Here is a 24893-nt window from a genome sequence, read left to right on the forward strand (position 1 = left end):
TCCCTGGCAGTTCGAGGCTGGCTTAGCTACTCCTTCCTGGGATGGGCGTTCACCCATCTGCGTGGATCCCATGGTTCCAGCTCATCTTTACCGCCGACGGTCGGGTTGCGCCTTCCCAAGCCCAATAGAATTCCCTCCACATGGTCACTCTCATATTGAGTCCTAGTAATCCTGCAAATGCTATTTTAAATTCTTCTCATTTGATTTATTCTTTGAAAATAGGGTCCCTTTCTGGATAAATATTAGCGGAACTCATGGGATAAAATCGAGGATAAGGGTGCGAATAATGGGATTGACGATACCCTCTTTAGGAAAATGGCTTAGTGGGTTAGCCTTGCTTATCAGCTTGATGGGCTACGGTGGAGTGGGCAGCGCTGAGGTTGCAGAAGGCCGGGCGCAAACCGCTTTACATATGTTGGACTATATTAGCGTGGATTATCCTGAGTTTATCCAGGATGGTCAGGTGTTGAATGCAGAAGAGTATCAGGAGCAGCTCGAGTTTGCCCATGAAGTTCTGGGAATCGTTGAGCAATTACCCGTAACGCCTCAAAAGGGGGAAATAGCAGAGCAAGCCCATCAGCTCCTGGCATCGATTCAAAACAAAGCCCCCGGAGAAAGGGTAGCCGCAGCAGCCAATGGGTTGCGCTGGGAGATTATTCGAATCTATCAAATTGAAATCGCACCTCAACAAGCGCCTGATTTGGAGACAGGCGAATCCCTTTACGAGGCCCGCTGCGCGACTTGTCACGGTGTCGAGGGCCATGGGGACGGTCCGGCCGCCCAGGGTTTAGAACCGGAACCGACCAATTTTCACGATCAGGCCCGTCAGGAACAGCGCAGTATTTATAGCCTTTTCAGCACCATCACCTTAGGGGTGCCCGGTACGGCGATGCCTAGTTTCCAGCAGCCTCTGAGTGAGCAGCAGCGCTGGGCGCTGGCCTTTTATGTGAGCACTTTTGCCACCACTCCAGAGGAGCAAAAGGGGGGGGCCGCTCTATGGCAACAGGGACTGGGCAAGGAAATCTTCCCCGATCTGCAAGCCCTGACCAGTCAAACGCCTCGGGAGGTCAGTGCTCAACATGGGGAAGAGGCCCGTCAGGTATTGGCCTATTTGCGCAGTGAGCCTGCTCTTCTGCGCTCCCAAGAATCGCCACTGAACTTGAGTTTGAAACGCCTTGAGCAGAGTCTCGAAGCTTACCGGGAAGGCAATAATGAACGGGCTCAGCAATTGGCGGTAGAAGCCTATTTGGAAGGTTTCGAATTGGTGGAGGCCAGCTTGAATACGTTGGACTCCACCCTGCGGGCCCACATCGAGAGGGAAATGATGGCCTATCGGGCGTTGATTCGGGAAGGTGCGCCGGTAGCGGCGCTGCAAGCCGAACAAAAAGCGTTGCAGGAACTCTTGGGCCAAGCCCAGAAACGGCTGGAGGAGACCCAACTTTCCCCCACGGCCATTGGACTGAGTGCCTTGGCCATTATCCTGCGGGAAGGCCTGGAAGCGGTCCTGATTGTAGGGGCCATTATTTCCTTCTTGATTCGATCCGGACGGCGTGATGCGTTGATGTATGTGCATTTAGGTTGGATTCCTGCGCTGGTGCTGGGGGTGGCAACTTGGTTTGCAGCCACTTATTTTATTTCCATTAGCGGGGCCAGCCGGGAGTTGACCGAAGGCATTGCTGCCTTAGTAGCGGCCGTCATTTTGCTTTACGTGGGGTTTTGGCTGCATGGCAAGGCCTATGCGAAAGGCTGGCGAGCATTTATCGCCAAACAGGTGAGGGGGGCCTTGAATCAACGGACCTTGTGGGCACTGGCTCTGCTATCTTTTCTTGCGGTCTACCGGGAGGTTTTCGAGACGGTGTTGTTTTACCAGGCCTTGTGGGCCCAAGCGGGTTCAGAGGGGCACGGGGCAGTGCTCGGTGGGTTTGGTGTCGGGGTGGTGGTGCTGCTGATTGTCAGTGGCTTAATTTTTTACTATAGCGTTCGGCTGCCGATTAAACTCTTCTTCGGGGTCACTTCTGTGTTGTTAGCGCTATTGGCAGTGATTCTGACTGGAAAAGGAATCGGTGCCCTGCAAGAAGCGGGGATGATTCCGGTGCATCCGGTAACTTTTCCAAGTATGCCCGCGCTGGGTGTTTACCCCAACTGGCAGGTGTTGCTCCTGCAAGGCACCTTGCTCATAGCCGTGGTGGTGGGTTTTGGTTATACCCATATCGCCTCTCGTCGGCTACCGGCGGCAAATAATGCTTAGCTGGATTTCTTTGTCCGGCCGGAGAACTTCCTAAAAATCTGGCCGGGATGACGATGCTGGAGACTAGCATCGTCATCCCGGCCAACCCCATCAGCCAATCGCCCGCATCCATCCATGGTTAACACTTTTCCCTTCCAGAATAATTGACAAGATGTAGAGCACATGAAACAATCTAAATAATAATGATTATTAATAAGTTTAAATTTTAAATTTTTATCTGTATTGAGAAAATGCTCGAAATACTTCATCCAAATAATAAGTGGCGGGTTTTACGGAACATCAATTTTTTGTTTATAGGCTGTGCGCTCCCTGGCAGCGTGCTTGCGCAGAACACTTCAGATGACGTGGACGCTATTGAACGTATCGAGGTCATACGGGGGGGTACTGCGGCCTATGGATTCGGCGCGGGGGGGCTTATCAATATCATTACCAATACAGCCCAGGATGAAATGGAATGAAACTCATTCGCTTATTGCTTGCAGAAAGACGATGGGCGTTTGCCGGAGTAGTTTTTCTCAGCCTGTTGAGTGCCCTCTTGAGTGTGGGAGTAATTGCGTTTGTAAATCAGCATATGCTGCAGTCTGCAGACGATGTCTCCGGATTGTTGCTGCAGTTTGCGGCATTATTGGGGCTATTGTTAATTACGGCGACTGGGGCCCGGACGGCCTTGCATGTGTTAGGGCATCAATTTGTGTATCGCCTGCGGTGTAAATTAGTTAAGCAAGTATTAGATACCGACATCGAGCGGCTTGAAGTGCTCAATGGCTCCCGCATTATCGCGGCCCTAAGCACGGATATACGCAATGTGACCATTGCTTTTGTGCATTTGCCCGAAATGGTCTATGGCCTGGCGCTCAGCTTGGCGGCACTTGCCTATTTGGCGGTGTTATCTCTGCCCTTGTTCGCAATGACAGCTTTGTGGTTGGGTATACTGCTATTGGCGGGCGGATACCTGATTAGACGTATCAATCATTATATTGGTTATGTCCGCGAAAATGACGATTATCTTTACGGGGACTATCAGGCCATTATTGAGGGTCGCAAGGAGTTGGCCCTCAACCGCTACCGTGCCCAACGCTTGTATGAAGAGGAGTTCGAGCGGAATGCGCAGGCATACCGGGATCATGTCACCCGTGCCGATATTTATAATGGGTTGGCCGGTAATGTGGCCAATACGATGGTGCTGGGGTTGATCGGGATTATTTTTTACTTAGCGTTAGGTTTGGGCTGGGCAGAGATGAGTGTGGCCGCCACCTATGGGTTGACGATACTGTTTCTGCGCACGCCGCTAATTGGTGCGCTGGCGGGGATGCCGGCACTAATCGCCGCTAATGTCTCATTGAACAAGCTGGAGTCGCTGGCGCTAACACCTTATCGGGCCTCGTTTGAATCGGTTTCCCCTGCTTTTTCTGGTTGCCGCCGCATTTCTTTGCAGGGCATTTCCTACCGTTATGAGCATACCGGTGAGCAGGGTTTCAGTGTCGGGCCACTGGATTTGACCCTAGAACGGGGAGAATTGATTTTTCTCATTGGGGGCAACGGCAGTGGCAAGTCCACATTGGCGCGGTTGCTGACGGGGCTCTACCGTCCGCAGGCAGGAAAGCTGCGTGTTGATGGCGCTGAGGTAAGCGCGGATAGCTGGCAAGCTTATCGCCATCTCTTTTCCACCGTGTTTACCGATTTTCACCTGTTCCAGCGTCTGCTAACGGGAGAAGGTCAGGAAGTGCCTGTTGAACAGGTGGATAATTGGCTGCAACGTTTAGGGATGCAGCACAAGGTGAGGCACAGTGATGGTCGGCTTAGTGATACCCGTTTTTCCCAAGGGCAGCGTAAGCGGTTGGCGCTGTTGATGATGGTGCTCGAACAGCGCGATTTCTTGGTGCTTGACGAATGGGCGGCCGATCAAGATCCCCAGTTTCGACGTTTTTTCTATCGTCAGCTGCTACCGGAACTGCGTATCGCCGGCAAGTCTATTGTCGCCATTACCCACGATGATCATTATTTTGATGGGGCGGATCGGATTCTTAAGATGGATGGTGGTCAGCTCATAGAATTGCATGGTGACGAACGGGCCCGAGTGTCAGCCGATGCGGTTCGGGCAATCAGTATCGGCTGACATCGCGGGATGAATCTCTAGGTAGGTTTTACTTATTACTAAATATAAATGATAAGCATTAGTACTATTATTAAATTTATTGTTATTTAGAGGTGTGCAATGAGTATCGATCATGAGGATACCCAGTTCGAAGTAGTTGTGAATGATCAGGATCAGTACAGCATTTGGCCGACATATCACCCTATTCCCGAGGGCTGGCAGTCAGTCGGCGTTAAGGGAAACCGGCAAACCTGTCTCCAATATATCTCTGAGACTTGGGTGGATATGCGCCCGCGGAGCCTGCGTGAAGCGCTGGAGCAGTAAGTAGCATAAGTGTTTGCATTGACATTATGAGGAGGAAGTTATGAGTCAGTCCCCGTCGCTAGTCGCCACTGATAATCACCATGGGTGGTATCCGCTGTCGGCGGCGCAGCGGCAGTTGTGGTTTTTTGCTCAACTGGAACCCGAGAGTTGCGCTTATAACCTTGGCGGCTGGCTCTGGCTCGAAGGCGAACTGGATCGGGCGGCACTGACCCAGGCCTTAAACGGGCTGGTAGAGCGGCATGAGATGCTACGGGCCTGTTTTCGCGACTATCAGGGGGAGCCCCTGCAGACGATTATGCCCATGATGCCGTTTACCCTTGGCTACGAAGATCTAAGCACTCTTTCTGAACCTGAGGCGGTGGCCAAAGAGCGTGGCCGGGAGCTTGTTCTTCAACCCTATGATCTAAATGAAGGGGAGGTGTTTCGTTATCGTCTCTACTATTTAGGGCCAAAACGCCATATGTTGGCCTTGGGATTCCATCATATCGTGTTTGATGCCTGGTCGTTTGGTGTGTTTATGGGGGAATTGATGTCCCGCTATGAGAGCGGCATTACCCACAAACCGCTCAAGTTGCCGCGCCTACGACAGCACTATGTGGATTACAGCCTAAGACAACAACAATGGTTGCAAGGTGAGCAGGCGGCGGATCAGCTGGCTTATTGGCAGACACGCCTAGGGCAACATCACGGGCCATTGAATTTGCCCATGCAACGGCCATCAGGGGGCGTCCAGAGGGCAGAGCATTATCCTATTCAGATAGCAGGAGATCTGACTAAGCGCCTGGATAAGCTGTCCAGGCAGGTAGGGGCAAGTCGTTTTACGGTGTTGCTGGCGGTTTTAAAGCTTTTGCTGGCGCGCTTGTCCGGGCAGGAAGAAGTGCGTGTCGGCGTCCCTAGTGCTAATCGCTCTGCGGATACGGCAAAGATGGTCGGTTTCTTGGTCAATAATTGGGTGGTGGCGGGGCGGCCCTTGCCCTCGCTCTCTGTGAGGCAATGGATTGAACAAGTCAAAAATCATCTGACTGAGGCGCGGCACAATGGCCGGTTGCCCTTTGAAACCTTGGTCGAAGCACTGGCGCCGGAACGTTATCCGGGTCTGCACCCATTGTTTCAGGTGGCCTTCAATTACCGTCAGCAGGGCGGTCAGCAGACCTGGTCTACCGGGGGGCTGGACGCTCGTTTTGAAGAAATGACGGCGGTTGAAACGCCCTTTAGCCTGGTGTTGGATGTGGCGCCAGCTCTGGATGACGGCCTGACCCTGCGGTTTATTGCCGGACAAGGGACATTCAGCGATCGGTTCATGGAACAGTTGACCGAGGGGTATCTTCGGTTGCTTGAACAGTGTACCGAGCAACCCAACGCCACCTTGGCGATGCTAGATATGTTGACAGCCTCCAGCCGGCAGCAACTCAAGTTGTGGTCAGGGGGGAGTGAGGCGTATGGGCGTGGGGTGACATTAGCGGGATTGATATCGGCGCAGGCGGCGCGGCGACCGGAGTCGGAAGCGCTGGTCAGTGGAGAGGAGCGGGTCAGCTACGGCGAGCTGGAGTCGAGGAGCGAGCGTTTGGGGCGCTGGTTGCGTTCGCAAGGAGTGAGCGCGGAGACCGTGGTGGGGGTGCTGCTCGAGCGAGGGGTGGGGATGATAGAAAGCTTTTTAGGGATACTCAAAGCGGGGGGAGCGTTTTTACCGCTGGACCCGGACTATCCCGAAGAGCGGCTGGGGTACATGCTCCGAGACAGCGGGGTAGAGCTGCTGCTGAGCGAGAGCGGTTTGGCGGGTCGGCTGCCGGCGGTGGAGGGGCTGCGGGTAGTGGCGTTGGACCGGCTGGACTACGGGGCGGAGGAGTCCGGGGATTTAGCAGTCCCCGTGCATCCGGAGCAACTGGCCTATGTGATTTACACCTCTGGGTCCACGGGACAACCCAAAGGAGTGGGGGTGACCCAAGGGGGGCTAAGCATGCACGTGCAAAGCATCGGGGAGCGCTACGGGATGGGCCCGGAAGATGTGGAGCTGCACTTTGCTTCTATTAGTTTTGACGGAGCGGTGGAGCGTTGGGCGGTGCCGCTGGCCTTTGGCAGTCGGCTGGTGATACGGGATCAAGGGTTATGGAGCGCGGAGCGGACCTGCCAGGTATTGGAAGAAGAAGGGGTGACGATTGCCTGTTTTCCACCGAGCTACGTGGGGCCCCTGCTGGATTGGATTGAGCACCGCCGCCCGCAGCTCAAGGTGCGCTCCTGGACGTTGGGGGGAGAGGCCTTCACGCGGGAGCTTTATGAGCGGCTGCAGCGGGTGCTCAAGCCGCGGCGGGTTCTCAACGGCTACGGGCCGACGGAGACGGTGGTCACGCCGCTGCTGTGGGAAGCTGATGAGGGCACGGCGATGAGCAGCGCCTATGCGCCCATCGGCACGGCGGTGGGAGCGCGGCGGCTGTACGTACTGGATGGAGAATTAAACCGGGTGCCGCCGGGGGTCAGTGGCGAGCTCTATATTGGCGGAGAGGTGGGTTTAGCGCGGGGGTATTGGGGTCGAGCGGGGCAGACGGCCGAGCGGTTTTTGCCGGACCGGTGGGGAGCGCCGGGAGAGCGGATGTACCGCACGGGGGACTGGGTGCGGTGGCGAGCAGACGGGGTGGTGGAATATTTAGGCCGGGTGGACGGCCAAGTCAAGCTGCGCGGTTTTCGGATAGAGCTGGGAGAGATTGAGACGCGGCTATTGGCGTTAGCGCAGGTGCGGGAAGCGGTGGTGGTGATGCGCCGGGGGCCGGGGGGCGAGCGGCTGGTGGGGTATGTGGCGGCGCCGCCGGAGGTTGAGGGAGAGCGGTTACGGGCGGCGTTGGCGGGGCAGTTGCCCGAGTATATGGTACCGAGCCAGGTGGTGAGATTGGAGGCGTTGCCGCTGACCCCGGCGGGGAAGGTGGACCGGCAGGGGTTGCCGGAGCCGCGGTGGTCAGCCGAGGGGTATGAGCCGCCGCAGACCGAGGCCGAGGCGGTATTGGCCCAGGTGTGGGGGCAGTTGTTGGGGGTCGAGCGGGTCGGACGCCAGGACCGCTTCTTTGAACTGGGGGGGGATTCCATTATTGCCTTGCAGGTGGTCAGCCGGGCCCGTCAGGCGGGCTGGTCGCTCCGTCCCCGGGACCTGTTCGAGCAGCCCACCCTAAGCGCCCTGGCCGCCGTGGCCGAAACCACGGAAACGACGATGATAGAGCAGACGCCCTTGGTGGGTGAGGTTGAAATGACCCCCATCCAGGCGCGTTTTCTAGAGCGGGAAGGGGTGGCAATCTGCAATCAGTATTTTTGGTTTCAACTGGATGCGCCCTTAAACCCGGAAGATTTGCGGGCGGCGTTGCAAGCGTTGTGCGCCCATCATGATGTGTTGCGTTCCCGTTTCTACCGTCATAAGGGTCAGTGGCATCAAATCTTTCAGGCCCCTGAGAAGGTTAAATCGGAACTGCTGTGGGTAAGAGAAGCACAGACAAAGGCTGAGATCCAAAGGTTTGCCGCATCGGCACAGCAGAGCCTGGATATTGAATCCGGGGAGCTGTTGCGCGCCCTGTATGTCAGCAGCCCCGGTCAGCCGGATCGGCTGCTGTTGTGCATTCACCATCTGGCCGTGGACGGAGTCTCCTGGCGTATTTTGCTGGAGGATCTGCTGCTGGCTTATCGACAATCCGCCGCTGGTCAGCCGCTTCATCTGCCCGCCAAAACACACAGTCTTCGCGATTGGACAGGAGCGCTGGCGGCGTGGGCCCAGGATGAAGCCCAGGCGCAGCAGGCCTTTTGGCAAGCGATGACTGCGGATGTTCCTTCCCTCTGGAATATGAACCCACAACCCACCGAGGCGCAGACGTTGCGCCTGGTTATCCCTGCCGAGGTGACGCGACGGGCCATGCAGGTCGCGCAGACCCATTTGCGAAGCAATCTGGACGATCTATTGGTGATGACTCTAGCCCGGGTTTTGGCACAACATAGTGGTCAATCCGCTGTGCGCATATACCGAGAAAGCCATGGCCGGGATCTCAGCTTCAGCGGCTTGGATCTGAGCCGAACAGTGGGTTGGTTTACCAGTCTTTATCCCCTGCTGTTGAGGGTGCCCACGGCTCGGGAGGAAGCGCTTAAAACGCTCAAAGAACAGCTCCATGCGGTTCAGAATCAAGGCTTGGCCTTTGGGGCCTTATCCCATTGGAGTGATTGGGAACCGGCAGATCATCGTATCGAGGTGCTGTTTAACTATCTGGGGCAGTTGCAGTGGGATGGCCAGGGGATGTTGTCATTTCTGAGTGCAGGGCTCTGGCGGTCGCCAGGAAGCAGGCGGGATGCCCCCTTGGTGATCAATGCCCACCAGCAGGAGGGGGAGTTGATAATGGCGCTGGAATTCAGCCCTGTCCATTTTGAGCCTTCCTTGCAGCAGGCACTGATGGCCGCTTTTGAAGCAGAACTGAAGGCCCTGATGGATTGCTGCGAGCAGCATGGACCTTGGTTGACACCGTTCGATGTCCCCCTGTCCGGCCTCAATCAGGAAGCCTTGGATCAGCTGTCGAAGTTGGAGCTGGAAAATGTTCTGCCCCTCTCACCCTTGCAGCAGGGCTTGCTATTTCATAGCGAATTGAGTCAACAAACCGATACCTATGTCAACCAGCTAAGCTTGCCCCTGTCAGGCTTGGATTCCGCTCGTTTTGAGCAGGCCTGGCAGCGCCTGGTACAGCGTCATTCCATATTGAGAAGCGCCCTGCTGGCTGGTGAGGGGAAAGTCGAGCAGCCCCTGCTAGGGGTGTGGCGGTCAATAACGCTGCCCTGGAGCCGGCAGGATCTGCGTGGGGAGGAGGATGCGGTCCAGGCTATGGAGAGGGTTCGGGCCGAGCGCCGGCAGCAGGGGTTTAATTTGTACCGCCCTCCTTTGTGGCATGTGGATCTGTTGCAAACGGGGGACGAGGATTATCACTGTGTGCTGACCTTGCATCATTTGCTTATGGATGGTTGGAGCACCGGTATCCTGCTGCAGGAGTTGCTGCAATTGTATCATGGCCGGGCGCTCCTGCCTGAACCGCCTCCATTCAGTGCCTTTCTGCAATGGTTGGCGGATAAGGATCAAATGCGCGCGCGGGCCTTCTGGCAAGATTACCTATCAGCTATCGCTTCCCCTACTTGGCTAGCTTCCAGTGTGGGGCAGGTTTCAGAAGCAAAGGATTTCCGCCGTCATTCTGTGATCTTGGATTCCAAGCTGCAGCAACATCTCCAGGAACAGGCCCGCCAGCAGGGCGTTACCTTGAGTACCCTGATGCAGGGGGCTTGGGCGCTGATATTGTCCCGTTATACCGGCCAGCAGCAGGTGGTCTTCGGCAATACCGTTGCCGGACGGCCGCCTGAGCTGCCCGGCAGCGAGCGTATGTTGGGGCTGTTTATTAATACCTTGCCGGTAGCAGTCAAGATACCTGCCGTTGAGCCCTGCGGGCGTTGGCTATTGGCGCTACAGCAGGCGGGCTTGGATACTCGGGAGCATGGCCATCTGCCCCTGTTTGAAATACAGCAGGCTGCCGGTTGGGCCGGTGAGGGACTGTTCGACACCCTGATGGTATTTGAGAACTACCCTCTGGATGACAACCTGCTTAACAGTAAGGCTGATGGATTGACCATTGGCGCTCCAGATAGCTACGAGTTTACCCATTATCCTCTGACGTTGGCGGTATTGCCGGGCACCGAGTTGCAAGTGGTGTTTGCCTATAATGCGGCGGTGTTGCCGCCAAGGGTGATAGCGCCGCTGGCGGAGGCCTTCAAGCAAGCGTTAATGGCGTTGGCTACACAGCCCGAGGCGCCGCTGGCCTCTATTGCAAGCATTACCCCGGAGCAAAGGGAACGTCTCAAGTTGTGGTCAGGGGGGAGTGAGGCGTATGGGCGTGGGGTGACATTAGCGGGATTGATATCGGCGCAGGCGGCGCGGCGACCGGAGTCGGAAGCGCTGGTCAGTGGAGAGGAGCGGGTCAGCTACGGCGAGCTGGAGTCGAGGAGCGAGCGTTTGGGGCGCTGGTTGCGTTCGCAAGGAGTGAGCGCGGAGACCGTGGTGGGGGTGCTGCTCGAGCGAGGGGTGGGGATGATAGAAAGCTTTTTAGGGATACTCAAAGCGGGGGGAGCGTTTTTACCGCTGGACCCGGACTATCCCGAAGAGCGGCTGGGGTACATGCTCCGAGACAGCGGGGTAGAGCTGCTGCTGAGCGAGAGCGGTTTGGCGGGTCGGCTGCCGGCGGTGGAGGGGCTGCGGGTAGTGGCGTTGGACCGGCTGGACTACGGGGCGGAGGAGTCCGGGGATTTAGCAGTCCCCGTGCATCCGGAGCAACTGGCCTATGTGATTTACACCTCTGGGTCCACGGGACAACCCAAAGGAGTGGGGGTGACCCAAGGGGGGCTAAGCATGCACGTGCAAAGCATCGGGGAGCGCTACGGGATGGGCCCGGAAGATGTGGAGCTGCACTTTGCTTCTATTAGTTTTGACGGAGCGGTGGAGCGTTGGGCGGTGCCGCTGGCCTTTGGCAGTCGGCTGGTGATACGGGATCAAGGGTTATGGAGCGCGGAGCGGACCTGCCAGGTATTGGAAGAAGAAGGGGTGACGATTGCCTGTTTTCCACCGAGCTACGTGGGGCCCCTGCTGGATTGGATTGAGCACCGCCGCCCGCAGCTCAAGGTGCGCTCCTGGACGTTGGGGGGAGAGGCCTTCACGCGGGAGCTTTATGAGCGGCTGCAGCGGGTGCTCAAGCCGCGGCGGGTTCTCAACGGCTACGGGCCGACGGAGACGGTGGTCACGCCGCTGCTGTGGGAAGCTGATGAGGGCACGGCGATGAGCAGCGCCTATGCGCCCATCGGCACGGCGGTGGGAGCGCGGCGGCTGTACGTACTGGATGGAGAATTAAACCGGGTGCCGCCGGGGGTCAGTGGCGAGCTCTATATTGGCGGAGAGGTGGGTTTAGCGCGGGGGTATTGGGGTCGAGCGGGGCAGACGGCCGAGCGGTTTTTGCCGGACCGGTGGGGAGCGCCGGGAGAGCGGATGTACCGCACGGGGGACTGGGTGCGGTGGCGAGCAGACGGGGTGGTGGAATATTTAGGCCGGGTGGACGGCCAAGTCAAGCTGCGCGGTTTTCGGATAGAGCTGGGAGAGATTGAGACGCGGCTATTGGCGTTAGCGCAGGTGCGGGAAGCGGTGGTGGTGATGCGCCGGGGGCCGGGGGGCGAGCGGCTGGTGGGGTATGTGGCGGCGCCGCCGGAGGTTGAGGGAGAGCGGTTACGGGCGGCGTTGGCGGGGCAGTTGCCCGAGTATATGGTGCCGAGCCAGGTGGTGAGATTGGAGGCGTTGCCGCTGACCCCGGCGGGGAAGGTGGACCGGCAGGGGTTGCCGGAGCCGCGGTGGTCAGCCGAGGGGTATGAGCCGCCGCAGACCGAGGCCGAGGCGGTATTGGCCCAGGTGTGGGGGCAGTTGCTGGGGGTCGAGCGGGTCGGACGCCAGGACCGCTTCTTTGAACTGGGGGGGCACTCTCTGCTGGCAATGCAGGCCGTGAGCCTGTTGCGCCGGGATTATCAAAAGCAGGTACCGTTGCAGGTACTGTTTGACTCTCCTCGGTTGGCCGACTGTGCGGCGCGCTTGATCGATGCCGTTGATGAGGACGAAATCATTGTGGCCGCGCCCAGGGACCAAGATCTGCCCACCTCATCTGCTCAACGCCGTCTTTGGTTTGTGCAACAGCTCAATCCTGAAGGCGGGGCCTACCATTTACCGCTCGGGTTAAGATTGCAAGGGACGCTGGATTTGACTGCGCTGCAAGCGGCGCTGGATCACTTGGTCGAACAGCACGAAATATTGCGCACCCGTTTTGTGGAGCATAATGGTGAGCCGTGGCAGCGGATTCTCCCCGAAGCGCCACTCAAAATAAACTATATTGATTTGCGCGAGCAGCCACAGCCCCAGGATAGGGCGGCGGAGCTGTTCCAGGAATGGTTAAGGCAGCCCTTTGATCTGGCCAGAGATCCCTTGCTGCGCTTGGGTGTGGTCCGGCTGGATGAGCGTTGCTACCAATTGTTGCTGGTGCAGCATCATATCATCACCGACGGCCGCTCAACCGCCCATTTCCTCGAATCCCTAATCAATGCATATCGGGCCATTGTGGCCGGGGAGCTGTTGTCGGAAGCTCCGCCGCGGCTGCAATACGCCGATTACGCAATCTGGCAACAGCGCTGGCTGCAAGGTAAAAAGGCGCAGCAGCAACTGGATTATTGGCGCCAAGCTCTGGGAACGGATACCGAGCCGCTGGAGCTTCCCACCGACTTTCCCCGGAGCAGGACGACTCCTCCCCAGGGTGCGCGCTACCATTTTCGCTTGACTACGGTCCAGGCCCAGGGATTACAGCAACTGGCGAGAGCCCATGAGACGACCCTTTTTACCCCGCTTCTAAGCTTGTGGTTGCTGCTCTTATCTCGTTACAGCGGCCGGCGGGATATTCGAGTCGGCATTCCTGTAGCGGGGCGGGTCCGCCCTGAAACTGAAACCCTGCTAGGTTGCTTTATCAATACCGTGGTGCTAGGGGTTCAGATCGACCCGAATAGTTCCTTTGCTGGGCTGATGGAGCAGGTCAAGGGGCGCTCGGCCGAAGCCCAAAGCCATCAGGAGCTGCCCTTCGAAGCTCTGGTGGAGGCCCTGGGAGTAGGACACAGCCTGGAATACCATCCCCTGTTTCAGGTGACCTTTAATCATCAGCAAATGGTTACAGAGGCATTGGCGGAGTGGCCCCATGGGAGTGTGACTCCCTTTGATCCTGGTGCCGCCGGGGTGCAGTTTGACCTGGCTATGGATACGGAACTCCATAGTGACGGTAGTATCCGCGGTTACCTCAGCTATGCCAGCCAGTTGTTTCACAAGGCCACTATTGAGCGTTTGTGGGGGCATTATTTGAACCTGCTGGATGCCGTATTAAACGATGGGAGTCGGCCTGTGGCCAATTTTCCGCTACTGAGCCAAACCGAGCAGCAGCAGTTGGGGCGTTGGAATGATAGCGGTGTCGCGCGAGATCCGTTTGTGCCCATACCCATTAGGCAGAGCCGGCAGGCGATGGAAACCCCTGAGGCCGTTGCTTTGAGTTTTAATGGCCGGCAATTGAGCTATGGCGAATTGGAACGCTGGGTTAATCAACTTGCCCACCGATTGCAGCGCGCCGGCGTAGGTCCTGAGATTCGGGTTGCCATCAGCCTGCACCGCTCGGTGGAGCTGGTGGTCGGTATTCTGGCGATTACCCGGGCAGGGGGGGGCTATGTGCCCCTGGATCCCAGTTACCCGGAGGAACGCTTGCGCTACATTTTGGCGGCGGCGGAGCCGGCGCTGGTGTTGACGCAGAGCACCCTGGCTTTGACTGGGTTGGAAGATCCCGGTTGTCCTTGCTGGTCTCTGGATGATCTGGACTGCAGTGATGAGCCCGCCTACCCGCCGATGGTCGATTGGCATCCAGATCAGGCCCTCTATGTGATTTACACCTCCGGGTCCACGGGGCGTCCCAAGGGGGTGGTCAATACCCATGCCGCCTTGGAAAATCGCTTGCTGTGGATGCAGGAGCAATATTCGCTGGGCGGCGATGATTGTGTTTTGCAGAAAACGCCTTTCAGTTTCGACGTATCGGTTTGGGAATTCTTTTGGCCCTTCATGGTAGGCGCCCGTTTGGCGGTGGCGCCGCCGGAGGCGCACCGTGATCCAGTTGCATTGCAGCGGGTGATCGAGGCTGAACAGGTCACGACGCTGCATTTTGTGCCGTCCATGCTGCAGGCCTTTATCGCGGCCACCCATCTGGTCGGTTGCGCTTCCCTTAGAAAGGTGATTTGCAGCGGCGAAGCGCTGAGCATGGATCTGCAGCAGCAGGTGTTACAGGCAAGGCCGAAATTACAGCTGCACAACCTCTATGGGCCTACGGAAGCTGCGATTGATGTCAGCTATTGGCAGTGTCAAGCGGATAACCGGCATACGGTGCCCATTGGAATGCCCATTAGCAATATTCAATTGCACGTGCTGGATGAGCAGCTAAACCTGGTGCCCATAGGAATACCCGGTGAACTGTATCTAGCGGGTGTGGGACTGGCCAGGGGGTATTTCGGCCGTGCCGATCTCACCGCCGAGCGGTTTCTGCCCAACCCCTTTGGCGCTCCCGGCAGCCGTATGTATCGCACCGGCGACAAAGTCAAGCGGGGAGTGGATGGGGTGCTGGAATATCTGGGGCGGTTGGATCACCAAGTCAAAATTCGTGGACTGCGCATCGAGTTGGGTGAGATTGAGAGTCTGCTGCGCCAGCAACCGTCCGTGTCGGATGCCCTTGTGATTGCCCAGCCCTACAGCATTGGAGACCAGTTGGTGGCCTATGTCATCTTGGATGGGGTGCCGGCAGAGGATTGGCGGGAACAGCTAAAAGCAGCCTTGTCAGCCCAGTTGCCGGATTACATGGTGCCGGCGCTATTTATGTCCCTGGATGGGTTTCCCATTTCGCCGAACGGCAAGCTGGATCGTAAGGCATTGCCAGCACCGGAGGGGCAACGCAAGGGATATCGCGCACCGCAAACCCCATTGCAGCAGCAGTTGGCCGAGTGTTGGCGATGTTTGTTGGAGCAGCCCCGCATTGGGTTGGATGACAACTTTTTTGCCCTCGGCGGACACTCTTTGCTAGCGGTTCGCGCCGTGGCACAAATTCGTGAGCAACTGGGCCTGGAGATTTCTCTACGGCAATTTTTCCAATGTGAGAGCCTGGAGGCACTGGCCAGTCAGCTGGAATACGAATCCAGGGCGGGTGAAGAGGAAGAACAGAACGAGTTGGATGCCATGGCTGCTCTGCTGAATGAATTGGGGGAACTATGAGTTTAGATAAGCAGGCGCTGGCCCAGCGTTTTCTAGCCTTAGGTGACGCTGATCAAGAGCGCTTTTTAGCTGCGTTGCGGGAAAAAAGTCTCCGTTTCGATCGCTTGCCCATCGTCAAAGGAAAAAGGAGCAATCGGGCACCGTTGGCACCGGCCCAACGCCGATTATGGTTATTGCACCAGATGGAGCCGGACAACAGCGCCTATCACATGGTAGGCGCATTTGAACTTAGCGGAGTGGTACAGAGTGAAGCACTGCGCGGAGCGCTGGCGGATATTCAGCGCCGTCATGAAGCGCTGCGTACCCGTTTTGTTGAGATTGACGGTGAACCCTGGCAGGTGATTGACGAGCATCCGCCCCTGGCGCTTACCGAACAGGACATGACTGACGCAGACAGCAGTACCATTGAGCATCTGGCGGATGATCATGCCCAGGCTGGGTTTGACCTGAGCCGTGGGCCCCTGCTGCGAATCCAGCTGCTCCGGTTGACATCCCAGCGTTGGCGTTTGCAGGTGGTGATGCACCATATTATTTCCGATGGCTGGTCTATCGGCATCTTTTTCAAGGAATTGGAACAGGCTTGGCGGACCCGCCAAGCCGGCAACACCGAAGGGCTGCCAGCGCTGGCAGTGCAGTATGCGGATTACGCCATCTGGCAGCGGGCCTGGTTGAATGCCGGTGAGCGGGAGCGCCAACTGGCCTATTGGCGTGATCAGCTGGAGCCGGGACAACCGCCCTTGTTGCTGCCCTATGACACGCCAGTGGCTGACAGTGATCTCCGTCAGGCTGCCGCGGAGCGGTTAAGCTTGCCAGTGTCATTAGTCACAGCCTTGCGCATGCTGGCGCGGGAATGCGATGCCACCTTGTTTACCGTATTGTTGGCTGCCTGGCAGTGGGCGCTGGCGGTACAGAGCGGACGTCGTGATATTCCGGTGGGCGTGCCTGTGGCCAACCGGAACCGGCCCGAAATTGCCCCCCTGATCGGCTTTTTCGTCAATACCTTGGTGTTGCGCGGCCAGCCGGACCCGGCCGCATCAGTGCGCGACTGGGTGAGGCAACTGCACACCCGGATGCTGGATGCTCAGGATCACCAAGCGTTGCCTTTCGATCAACTGGTGGAGGCTATTGCGCCCCGGCGGAAGCCGGGAGAAACTCCGCTGTTCCAGGTCTTGTTCAATTATCAGCGGCGAGATGCCCAGGCCTTTGAAGTGTTGCCGGGCGTGACCCTGCGGCCCCTATCCCAAGGCGTGCCTCATGCCCTTTTTGATCTGGCGCTGGATGCGGACGAGCAGGCCGATGGTCAGGTGAGTCTTACCCTGACCTACGCCGCGGACCGTTTCAAAGCGGATACCATCTCGCGCTTGCTAAGTATGCTTGAACAAGCCTTGAGCGGCTTCACTCAAGATGCCCAGCGACCTCTCGGTAGTTTGGAACTGCTGACCCCGGAGCAAAGGGAACGTCTCAAGTTGTGGTCAGGGGGGAGTGAGGCGTATGGGCGTGGGGTGACATTAGCGGGATTGATATCGGCGCAGGCGGCGCGGCGACCGGAGTCGGAAGCGCTGGTCAGTGGAGAGGAGCGGGTCAGCTACGGCGAGCTGGAGTCGAGGAGCGAGCGTTTGGGGCGCTGGTTGCGTTCGCAAGGAGTGAGCGCGGAGACCGTGGTGGGGGTGCTGCTCGAGCGAGGGGTGGGGATGATAGAAAGCTTTTTAGGGATACTCAAAGCGGGGGGAGCGTTTTTACCGCTGGACCCGGACTATCCCGAAGAGCGGCTGGGGTACATGCTCCGAGACAGCGGGGTAGAGCTGCTGCTGAGCGAGAGCGGTTTGGCGGGTCGGCTGCCGGCGGTGGAGGGGCTGCGGGTAGTGGCGTTGGACCGGCTGGACTACGGGGCGGAGGAGTCCGGGGATTTAGCAGTCCCCGTGCATCCGGAGCAACTGGCCTATGTGATTTACACCTCTGGGTCCACGGGACAACCCAAAGGAGTGGGGGTGACCCAAGGGGGGCTAAGCATGCACGTGCAAAGCATCGGGGAGCGCTACGGGATGGGCCCGGAAGATGTGGAGCTGCACTTTGCTTCTATTAGTTTTGACGGAGCGGTGGAGCGTTGGGCGGTGCCGCTGGCCTTTGGCAGTCGGCTGGTGATACGGGATCAAGGGTTATGGAGCGCGGAGCGGACCTGCCAGGTATTGGAAGAAGAAGGGGTGACGATTGCCTGTTTTCCACCGAGCTACGTGGGGCCCCTGCTGGATTGGATTGAGCACCGCCGCCCGCAGCTCAAGGTGCGCTCCTGGACGTTGGGGGGAGAGGCCTTCACGCGGGAGCTTTATGAGCGGCTGCAGCGGGTGCTCAAGCCGCGGCGGGTTCTCAACGGCTACGGGCCGACGGAGACGGTGGTCACGCCGCTGCTGTGGGAAGCTGATGAGGGCACGGCGATGAGCAGCGCCTATGCGCCCATCGGCACGGCGGTGGGAGCGCGGCGGCTGTACGTACTGGATGGAGAATTAAACCGGGTGCCGCCGGGGGTCAGTGGCGAGCTCTATATTGGCGGAGAGGTGGGTTTAGCGCGGGGGTATTGGGGTCGAGCGGGGCAGACGGCCGAGCGGTTTTTGCCGGACCGGTGGGGAGCGCCGGGAGAGCGGATGTACCGCACGGGGGACTGGGTGCGGTGGCGAGCAGACGGGGTGGTGGAATATTTAGGCCGGGTGGACGGCCAAGTCAAGCTGCGCGGTTTTCGGATAGAGCTGGGAGAGATTGAGACGCGGCTATTGGCGTTAGCGCAGGTGCGGGAAGCGGTGGTGGTGATGCGCCGGGGGCCGGGGGGCGAGCGGCTGGTGGGGTATGTGGCGGCGCCGCCGGAGGTTGAGGGAGAGCGGTTACGGGCGGCGTTGGCGGGGCAGTTGCCCGAGTATATGGTACCGAGCCAGGTGGTGAGATTGGAGGCGTTGCCGCTGACCCCGGCGGGGAAGGTGGACCGGCAGGGGTTGCCGGAGCCGCGGTGGTCAGCCGAGGGGTATGAGCCGCCGCAGACCGAGGCCGAGGCGGTATTGGCCCAGGTGTGGGGGCAGTTGTTGGGGGTCGAGCGGGTCGGACGCCAGGACCGCTTCTTTGAACTGGGGGGGGATTCCATTATTGCCTTGCAGGTGGTCAGCCGGGCCCGTCAGGCGGGCTGGTCGCTCCGTCCCCGGGACCTGTTCGAGCAGCCCACCCTAAGCGCCCTGGCCGCCGTGGTGCAACCGGCCAAGGCCAGTAATGCGGTCCAGGAGAGTTTGGTTGGTCCGCTACCTTTGACGCCAATCCAATCCCATTTCTTTGAGTTGCAGCCACCTGTTCCCTCACACTGGAATCAGCATTTGTGGTTAGCTTTAAAGGTGCCGCTGGATGTGACGGCATTATCGGCGGCATTGCAGGCCTTGATGCGGCATCATGATGCCTTACGTTTGCATTTCCGGCAGCAAGGGGGGCAATGGCAACAGTCATTTGTCGACCCGGCGGAGCTGAACAGCGAGCTCCTGTGGGTGCGAGCCGCTGAGGGCGAGGAGGAAGTGGAGCGGTGGTGCAACGAAGTTCAGCGCAGCCTCGATATTGAAACTGGAGAGCTGCTGCGGGCCCTGTATGTCAGCAGCCCCAGTCAGCCGGATCGGCTGCTGTTGTGCATTCACCATCTGGCCGTGGACGGAGTCTCCTGGCGTATTTTGCTGGAAGACCTGTTGCGTGCTTATCAACAGTACTTGGCCGGGGAGGCCATTGAACTGCCTGCCAAGACCCATAGCCTGCGGGATTGGTCCCAAGCGCTGTCGGCATGGGCCAAGACTGCACAGGCCGAGTCTCGTTTACCATTCTGGCAACAGCAATTCACAGAAACGACAAGCTGCCGGACCCCATTCGCAAAATGCGGTCACTGGACGATGATGTTGAGTAAGGCCGAGACCCAAAAATTGCTTTATCAGGCACCGGCGCAGCTCGATGTAAATGTCCCCGCTTTGCTCGTAACGGCGCTGGTGCAGGTATTGGCCGATGAGCGGCAACCGCGAATCGCCGTAAATCTGGAAGGGCATGGGCGTACAGAGGAGGTCACCCCCCATCTGGATGTCAGCCGCACTGTGGGCTGGTTTACCAGCTTTTATCCGGTAGCGCTGGAGTGGCAGCCCGATCTCCAACGTTGCATGGCCGGGGTGGCGGAACAGTTGCGCCGTGCCGATCAGGATGGCGGGATCAGCTATGGGGCGTTGCGTTATCAGGGCCATGAGAGTAGCCGTAGGCAACTGGCAGGGGCAGCCGCTGCTCCCGTCACCTTTAATTATTTGGGGCAGTACCGTTCCGATGGGCTGGAGCACTGGTTTTCGCCATTGCCCGGCGGCGGTGATCCACAGGCGCCGGAGAATCCCATGGCGGCACCCCTATCGGTCAACGCTCAAGTAGTGGCAGGGCAATTAAGTCTGGACTGGCTGTATAGCCAGGATCATTATAACCCTTTGCAGATCAAGCAACTGGCCCAGTGCTATAAGCAAGTGCTGCTTACCCTGTTGGAAACGCCGGTAAGTAACGTGCCCGCCGCGGCTGATCCCCGCTTGCTGGTTCCCTTGGCTGAGGCTTCATTGGAGCAACCGCCGGTGTTTTGTATTCACCCGGTGACCGGTCGCGTCAATGGCTATCAGCCTTTAGCCATGGGTCTACAGGGGCATCGAACCCTGATTGGACTGCAATCCCGTAGTTTTGTGGATACCCTTTGGTTTGACCCTAGTCTCAGCCAGATGGCGGACCGTTATGTGGCAACTTTGCGCTACCGGCAACCGGTAGGGCCTTATTATTTGCTGGGTTGGTCATTGGGGGGTGCCTTGGCCATGGAAATAGCCTGCCGGCTTGAACAAGCCGGCGAGGGTATCGCTTTTCTAGGCTTGTTAGATAGTTATGTGCCGGGATTCGAAATCCCTGAGGATCAGTGGACTTCTCCCCAGGCCCAGCAAAAGTTGGCAGACCATCTACGAATATTGTTACCGGGTGTGGCTGAGGAGGGTTTACAGCATTGCCTGGCTCAGTTCAGCGAGTCGCAACCACGGCAATGGCCGGAGATCTTCTCGGCCTGGTTATCCACTCAGGGGGTTGATGCCGTGAGCGCAGAAAATGCCCAGCAACTCCTGTTTTCATGGGCTCTGGAACAGCATTACCGTCGGCTTTGTGACGGTTATACCTTGCCCTCGGTGAGCACAAAGGCACACGCCTGGTGGGCGGGTAAGCCGGAGGGTCGAGGCCAGCAGCTTCAGCAGGCCTTGCAGGAAAAGGTTCGATTGACCTTCAGTCGCATCGTTGCCGCAGATCACCTCAGCATTGTCCGGGATGCTGAATGTCTCTCGGATCTGCATGAATCACTCCGAATCTAAAATCAACAACACTTAAATGGGAAGCTTATATATAAAAATTTAAATTATTAGTTTAATGATTATTGTTTTTATTTATATTATTTTTTTTAATAATTTTTCATGTTTTTCCCAGGGTGACCTTAAGTTATGGCGGGTAATAAAGACATTACCGTACCCCTACCTTCGGGGCGGCAGTTGACGGTTGAACAGACTGGTACGGTGCAGCGTTGCTTGTTGGAGGATAGACAATTACTCGGGGTGGAGGCGAATCCCGAACAGCCCCATAGGCTGCGGGTTTTCAGGACACCAGACTGTCTCAGTGCCCTGCGTTCAGCGAGCTATGCCCTGTTTGTCGGCAATCCCGCCGTAACCGTGCTGGTATTCGACAGGGCAGATGGCGTTTTAATTGATCCTGCCCTGATGTTTTGTCATGCCGCTCAGCAGTGGCACTTGTATCGGGATGCACTTTGGCAGTGGCCGGAACTTTGGTTGCAAGGTCACTCTCACTCGGTGGCACCTACCATTTATAGGATGGGCGCAAATGGCCATTACCATCCGCTTCGGCCAGCTCGGCCGGAAGGGGAGGTGTATCGGCGGTTTGATTATCAACTGGGCGCTTGGGTTTCGTTGCGTACTTTGGAGATTAACGAAGACTTGGAGCGGTTTCACCGTTGGCAAAACAGTGAGCGGGTGGCTTGTTTCTGGGAGGAGCAGGGCACATTGGAACAGCACCAAGGCTATTTACAAAGGCTGTTCGATGATCCCCGAGTGCTTCCCTTGATTGGCTGTATCAATAATGAGCCCTTTGCCTATTTTGAAGTCTATTGGGCGAAAGAAGACCGGATTGCCCCTTACTATCAGGCCGATGACTACGATCGGGGGATTCATATGCTGGTCGGAGAAGAAAGCCACCGCGGCCCCCATAAAGTGAAGGCTTGGTTAACGGCTTTATGCCATTACCTTTTTCTCGATGATCCGCGTACTCAGCGTATTGTTTCTGAGCCGCGTTTTGATAATCAAAAAATGATTAGTTATTTGCAAGCGTATCGTTTTGCAAAGATCAAGGAGTTTGATTTTCCCCATAAACGAGCTTCCTTGATGATATTGACGCGGGAAGCGTTTTTTGATCGCTGCACCCTGGGCTAAATGCCGGAAAAAAACCGTTGTTCAAAGGAGCAAAGATAATGAATTTTCAGACTTTAAGCTATGACGTGATCGGTATCGGCTTTGGTCCGTCGAACCTGGCTATTGCCATTGCCTTGGAAGAGCATCAGCAGGCTAACGAGGCGCCGTTGAATTGCTGCTTTATCGAAAAGCAACCCGCTTTTGAATGGCACGGTGGTATGTTGCTGGATAATACCCATTTACAAGTTTCCTTCCTAAAGGACTTGGTGACCTTGCGTAACCCTAGCAGTCGATATTCTTTTATTAATTATCTGCATCAGCAGCGGCGCCTCGAATCTTTTATCAATTTAGGCACCTTTTTCCCGAGCCGCCTGGAATACAATGATTATATGCGGTGGGCAGCCACAGCATTCAAGGATCGGGTCCATTATGGTGAAGAGGTGATTGCCGTTGAACCCTTAGAGGAGAACGGCAAGGTTGAGTGGTTGCAGGTAGTGTCGCGCCTCAAGGAGGGCGCCATTGAACATCGATATGCCCGGAATGTGATTATCGGTATTGGTGGTTATCCCCGCATTCCAGAAGTATTTAAGTCACAAAAACATCCGCGAATTATTCATTCATCCCAATATAAAAATTGCCACTATCGCTTTAGCCGGGTGGGCGAAAAACCGCGGCTGGCGGTTATCGGCGCGGGGCAGAGCGCGGCAGAGATTTTTAGGGATCTGATGGGCCGTTATCCCCAAGGGCGGATTGATTTGATCAGCCGCAGCCGGGCATTGCAACCCTCTGACGACAGCCCCTTTGTCAATGAGATATTTGATCCGGACTTCACCGACGAAATATACCGCACGCCTAGGGAACAGCGACAATCATTCCTCCGTGCATTCAGCCATACCAACTACTCTGTGGTGGATTTGCCCTTGATCGAAGAGATTTATGAGCGACTTTATATGCAACGTATCACTGGGGATGTGCGGCATCGTTATTTCCCTTCCTGTCTCATCCAGGCAGTGAGCAGTTCAGAAGAACGACTGCAGATAACGCTGTTCAATAAAAATACTGGCGTGCATAAGGAGGTGGAGTACGACGGCATCGTCCTTGCCACGGGCTATCAGCGTGATGGGCACCACAAGCTGTTGGAAGGACTGGAACCTTGGATGGTCTCCAGAACGGTGGAGCGCAGCTATCAGCTGCCCATGGCGAGCGGGTGCCAGGCGCGTGTATTTCTTCAGGGGTGTTGTGAAGAGACCCATGGTATTGCCGACTCCTTACTGTCAGTATTGGCGGTGCGCTCCAAAGAGGTGGTTGATTCCCTCTATATGCCTAATGAGTTAAAAGCCCCTTTGGAAAACACCGGCTGAGCCTCCATGGCAGCGATTCCCCCCTTGGCCCCGTTGTTTGAGGGAGTACTGGCTCCTTATGAATCGGTGTTGCGGCTACCTGATTCAGACCCGCGGGCGCGGCCGGCCAGGGATTTACTGCACTCTTCTACACTGAATGAGGTAATGGCGCAATATTGGCCCAATTGTCAGCATCAGGATCCGCGTGCTTTGCTTTCCGCCTGGAGCCAGTTTTATTTTTTGCGCCTACTACCGCCGGTGCTGGCAGCTAATCTGATAATGGGTTGGTCATTGCCGCTGGCATTGGATGGCATGAATGTGATTATAGGTGGCAATGGATTGCCTGTCGCCTTCGTTTTGCCGGATGAGGGGAGACCTTTTGATGCCGGTGTGAGTGTGCAGGTCCGTTTCCAGGTGCTCAGCAAGCAGCATATGGCGCCACTCATCAGGGCTTGGTCATGCCAAACGGGGCTGTCGGAACGGGTCTTTTGGGGCAACGGGGGGCGCTATTTGGATTGGTTGCTCATGCAATTTCAAGAACTGGGGCAGCCTTCGCAGGTATGGGCACCCTTGCAGGATTGGCTAAACCTGCCAGAGGATTGGAATGGTGGGCGCAACCCCTTTTATCAATTATACCGCAATTGCCCCAGATTAGACCGGGAGCCACCCCATCGAGTTCGGCGTACTTGTTGTATTCGTTACCGGTTATCCGGTATTTCTCTTTGCTCCGACTGTCCCCGCTCCTGCCGTTGCCAGCAATCCTCCCTTGAGACTGTCGGTGGCGTACGCCAGTTTTGACCCCTTTATTGACCAGCTTCGGCCTGAATAAGAATCCAGTTCAGGATCTGATCGCCCTCTTGGCGCCAATTAAACCGTAGAATTTTATCTTCTTTCCAGCGATGGGAGAGGGTTGTTAACAGACGGATATACTGTTCATCAATCAATTCGGCCTCATGAAAATAGAAAGGCTGACGGGTTAAGGGAAATAGCGCCTTAAAAAGGCTTTCTTTCACTGAAAAAGCCAAACTCACCCAATGTCTCCGCTGTGACCCTGACAGCTTATCCAGCTTGCTTTTTTCGTAAGGGGTCAGAATATCACCGGCTATTTCCTGTGCTTCTCCTTCAGGCAACACCCTTTCCAGATCTAATCCAATCCCTTGCCAATGGTGGCCAAGACCTACTAGTGCGGCAGCTTGGCCATTGGTATGGGTGATGGCTCCGGTTAGGCCCGTGGGCCATTGGGGTGCACGATTGGGCCCCATATCAGGGAACACAGGTTTGTGCTGCAGGGCTTTGATGGCAGCCCGGGCACAGATTCGCCCGGCCACATATTCGGCCTGACGTTGACTCACGGCCTGTTGGACCGAAGTGGGCAGTTCGAGCCCAAGTTGCTGGCAGTATAACTGCGAAATAGGCAATTCATGGTATGGGCATTGGCTGAATACCAGGCCAGGACCCCATTGGGAGGTGGTTACGGGCCTGAATGGGGCGAAAACGGTATCGTGCACAGGTATCTCTCATCATTGCGAAATTAGGT

At 57.0% G+C, this 24893-nt stretch carries 10 protein-coding genes; 9 read left to right on the plus strand and 1 reads right to left on the minus strand.

Annotation, left to right across the window (positions count from 1 at the left end):
• The first annotated feature begins 286 nt into the window (after window positions 1-286).
• The 9 genes from NHAL_RS08640 (at window position 287) to fhuF (ending at window position 24154) form a co-directional block, all read left to right on the plus strand.
• On the plus strand, window positions 287-2248 hold the full coding sequence (locus NHAL_RS08640; protein ID WP_013032788.1) for a cytochrome c/FTR1 family iron permease: 1962 nt from the start codon (window positions 287-289) through the stop codon (window positions 2246-2248).
• A 230-nt stretch (window positions 2249-2478) separates the two neighbouring features.
• Window positions 2479-2706 (plus strand): TonB-dependent receptor, encoded by a 228-nt coding sequence (locus tag NHAL_RS08645; protein ID WP_013032789.1) that lies wholly within the window; start codon window positions 2479-2481, stop codon window positions 2704-2706.
• Window positions 2703-4364: a multidrug ABC transporter permease/ATP-binding protein gene (locus tag NHAL_RS08650; RefSeq protein WP_013032790.1), complete on the plus strand. Its 1662-nt coding sequence runs from the start codon at window positions 2703-2705 to the stop codon at window positions 4362-4364. Before NHAL_RS08645 ends, NHAL_RS08650 begins: the two co-directional genes overlap by 4 nt.
• A 99-nt stretch (window positions 4365-4463) precedes the next feature.
• Entirely contained in the window at window positions 4464-4667 is a 204-nt protein-coding gene (locus NHAL_RS08655) for an MbtH family protein (protein WP_013032791.1), read from the plus strand.
• 40 nt (window positions 4668-4707) lie between these two features.
• On the plus strand, window positions 4708-15534 hold the full coding sequence (locus tag NHAL_RS21885) for a non-ribosomal peptide synthetase (protein ID WP_013032792.1): 10827 nt from the start codon (window positions 4708-4710) through the stop codon (window positions 15532-15534).
• On the plus strand, window positions 15531-20912 hold the full coding sequence (locus tag NHAL_RS08665; RefSeq protein ID WP_013032793.1) for an amino acid adenylation domain-containing protein: 5382 nt from the start codon (window positions 15531-15533) through the stop codon (window positions 20910-20912). The genes NHAL_RS21885 and NHAL_RS08665 overlap by 4 nt, the downstream gene beginning before the upstream one ends.
• Window positions 20913-21038: 126 nt before the next feature.
• Window positions 21039-22037 carry a GNAT family N-acetyltransferase gene (locus NHAL_RS08670; RefSeq protein WP_013032794.1) on the plus strand — a complete coding sequence of 333 codons (999 nt, stop codon included), beginning with the start codon at window positions 21039-21041 and terminating at the stop codon, window positions 22035-22037.
• Window positions 22038-22075: 38 nt separating this feature from the next.
• Complete coding sequence (locus NHAL_RS08675) at window positions 22076-23377, plus strand: lysine N(6)-hydroxylase/L-ornithine N(5)-oxygenase family protein (protein WP_013032795.1); 1302 nt, start codon at window positions 22076-22078, stop codon at window positions 23375-23377.
• 6 nt (window positions 23378-23383) lie between these two features.
• A complete protein-coding gene (fhuF, locus tag NHAL_RS08680; protein ID WP_013032796.1) occupies window positions 23384-24154 on the plus strand; it encodes a siderophore-iron reductase FhuF in 771 nt (256 codons plus the stop codon).
• Window positions 24155-24159: 5 nt separating this feature from the next.
• Here fhuF and NHAL_RS08685 read toward each other — a convergent pair whose 3' ends face one another.
• Window positions 24160-24864, minus strand: a complete 705-nt coding sequence (locus tag NHAL_RS08685) for a 4'-phosphopantetheinyl transferase family protein (RefSeq protein ID WP_013032797.1) — start codon at window positions 24862-24864, stop codon at window positions 24160-24162.
• Window positions 24865-24893 lie beyond the last annotated feature (29 nt).

It is taken from the genome of Nitrosococcus halophilus Nc 4, from assembly GCF_000024725.1.
GTDB lineage: Bacteria > Pseudomonadota > Gammaproteobacteria > Nitrosococcales > Nitrosococcaceae > Nitrosococcus > Nitrosococcus halophilus.

Excerpts from the sequence above, each read along its gene's own strand:
- fhuF (WP_013032796.1), top strand. The coding sequence starts at position 23,384 with ATGGCAGCGATTCCCCCCTTGGCCCCGTTGTTTGAGGGAGTACTGGCT.
- NHAL_RS21885 (WP_013032792.1), top strand. The coding sequence starts at position 4,708 with ATGAGTCAGTCCCCGTCGCTAGTCGCCACTGATAATCACCATGGGTGG.
- NHAL_RS08655 (WP_013032791.1), top strand. The coding sequence starts at position 4,464 with ATGAGTATCGATCATGAGGATACCCAGTTCGAAGTAGTTGTGAATGAT.
- NHAL_RS08670 (WP_013032794.1), top strand. The coding sequence starts at position 21,039 with ATGGCGGGTAATAAAGACATTACCGTACCCCTACCTTCGGGGCGGCAG.
- NHAL_RS08645 (WP_013032789.1), top strand. The coding sequence starts at position 2,479 with ATGCTCGAAATACTTCATCCAAATAATAAGTGGCGGGTTTTACGGAAC.
- NHAL_RS08665 (WP_013032793.1), top strand. The coding sequence starts at position 15,531 with ATGAGTTTAGATAAGCAGGCGCTGGCCCAGCGTTTTCTAGCCTTAGGT.
- NHAL_RS08675 (WP_013032795.1), top strand. The coding sequence starts at position 22,076 with ATGAATTTTCAGACTTTAAGCTATGACGTGATCGGTATCGGCTTTGGT.
- NHAL_RS08640 (WP_013032788.1), top strand. The coding sequence starts at position 287 with ATGGGATTGACGATACCCTCTTTAGGAAAATGGCTTAGTGGGTTAGCC.
- NHAL_RS08650 (WP_013032790.1), top strand. The coding sequence starts at position 2,703 with ATGAAACTCATTCGCTTATTGCTTGCAGAAAGACGATGGGCGTTTGCC.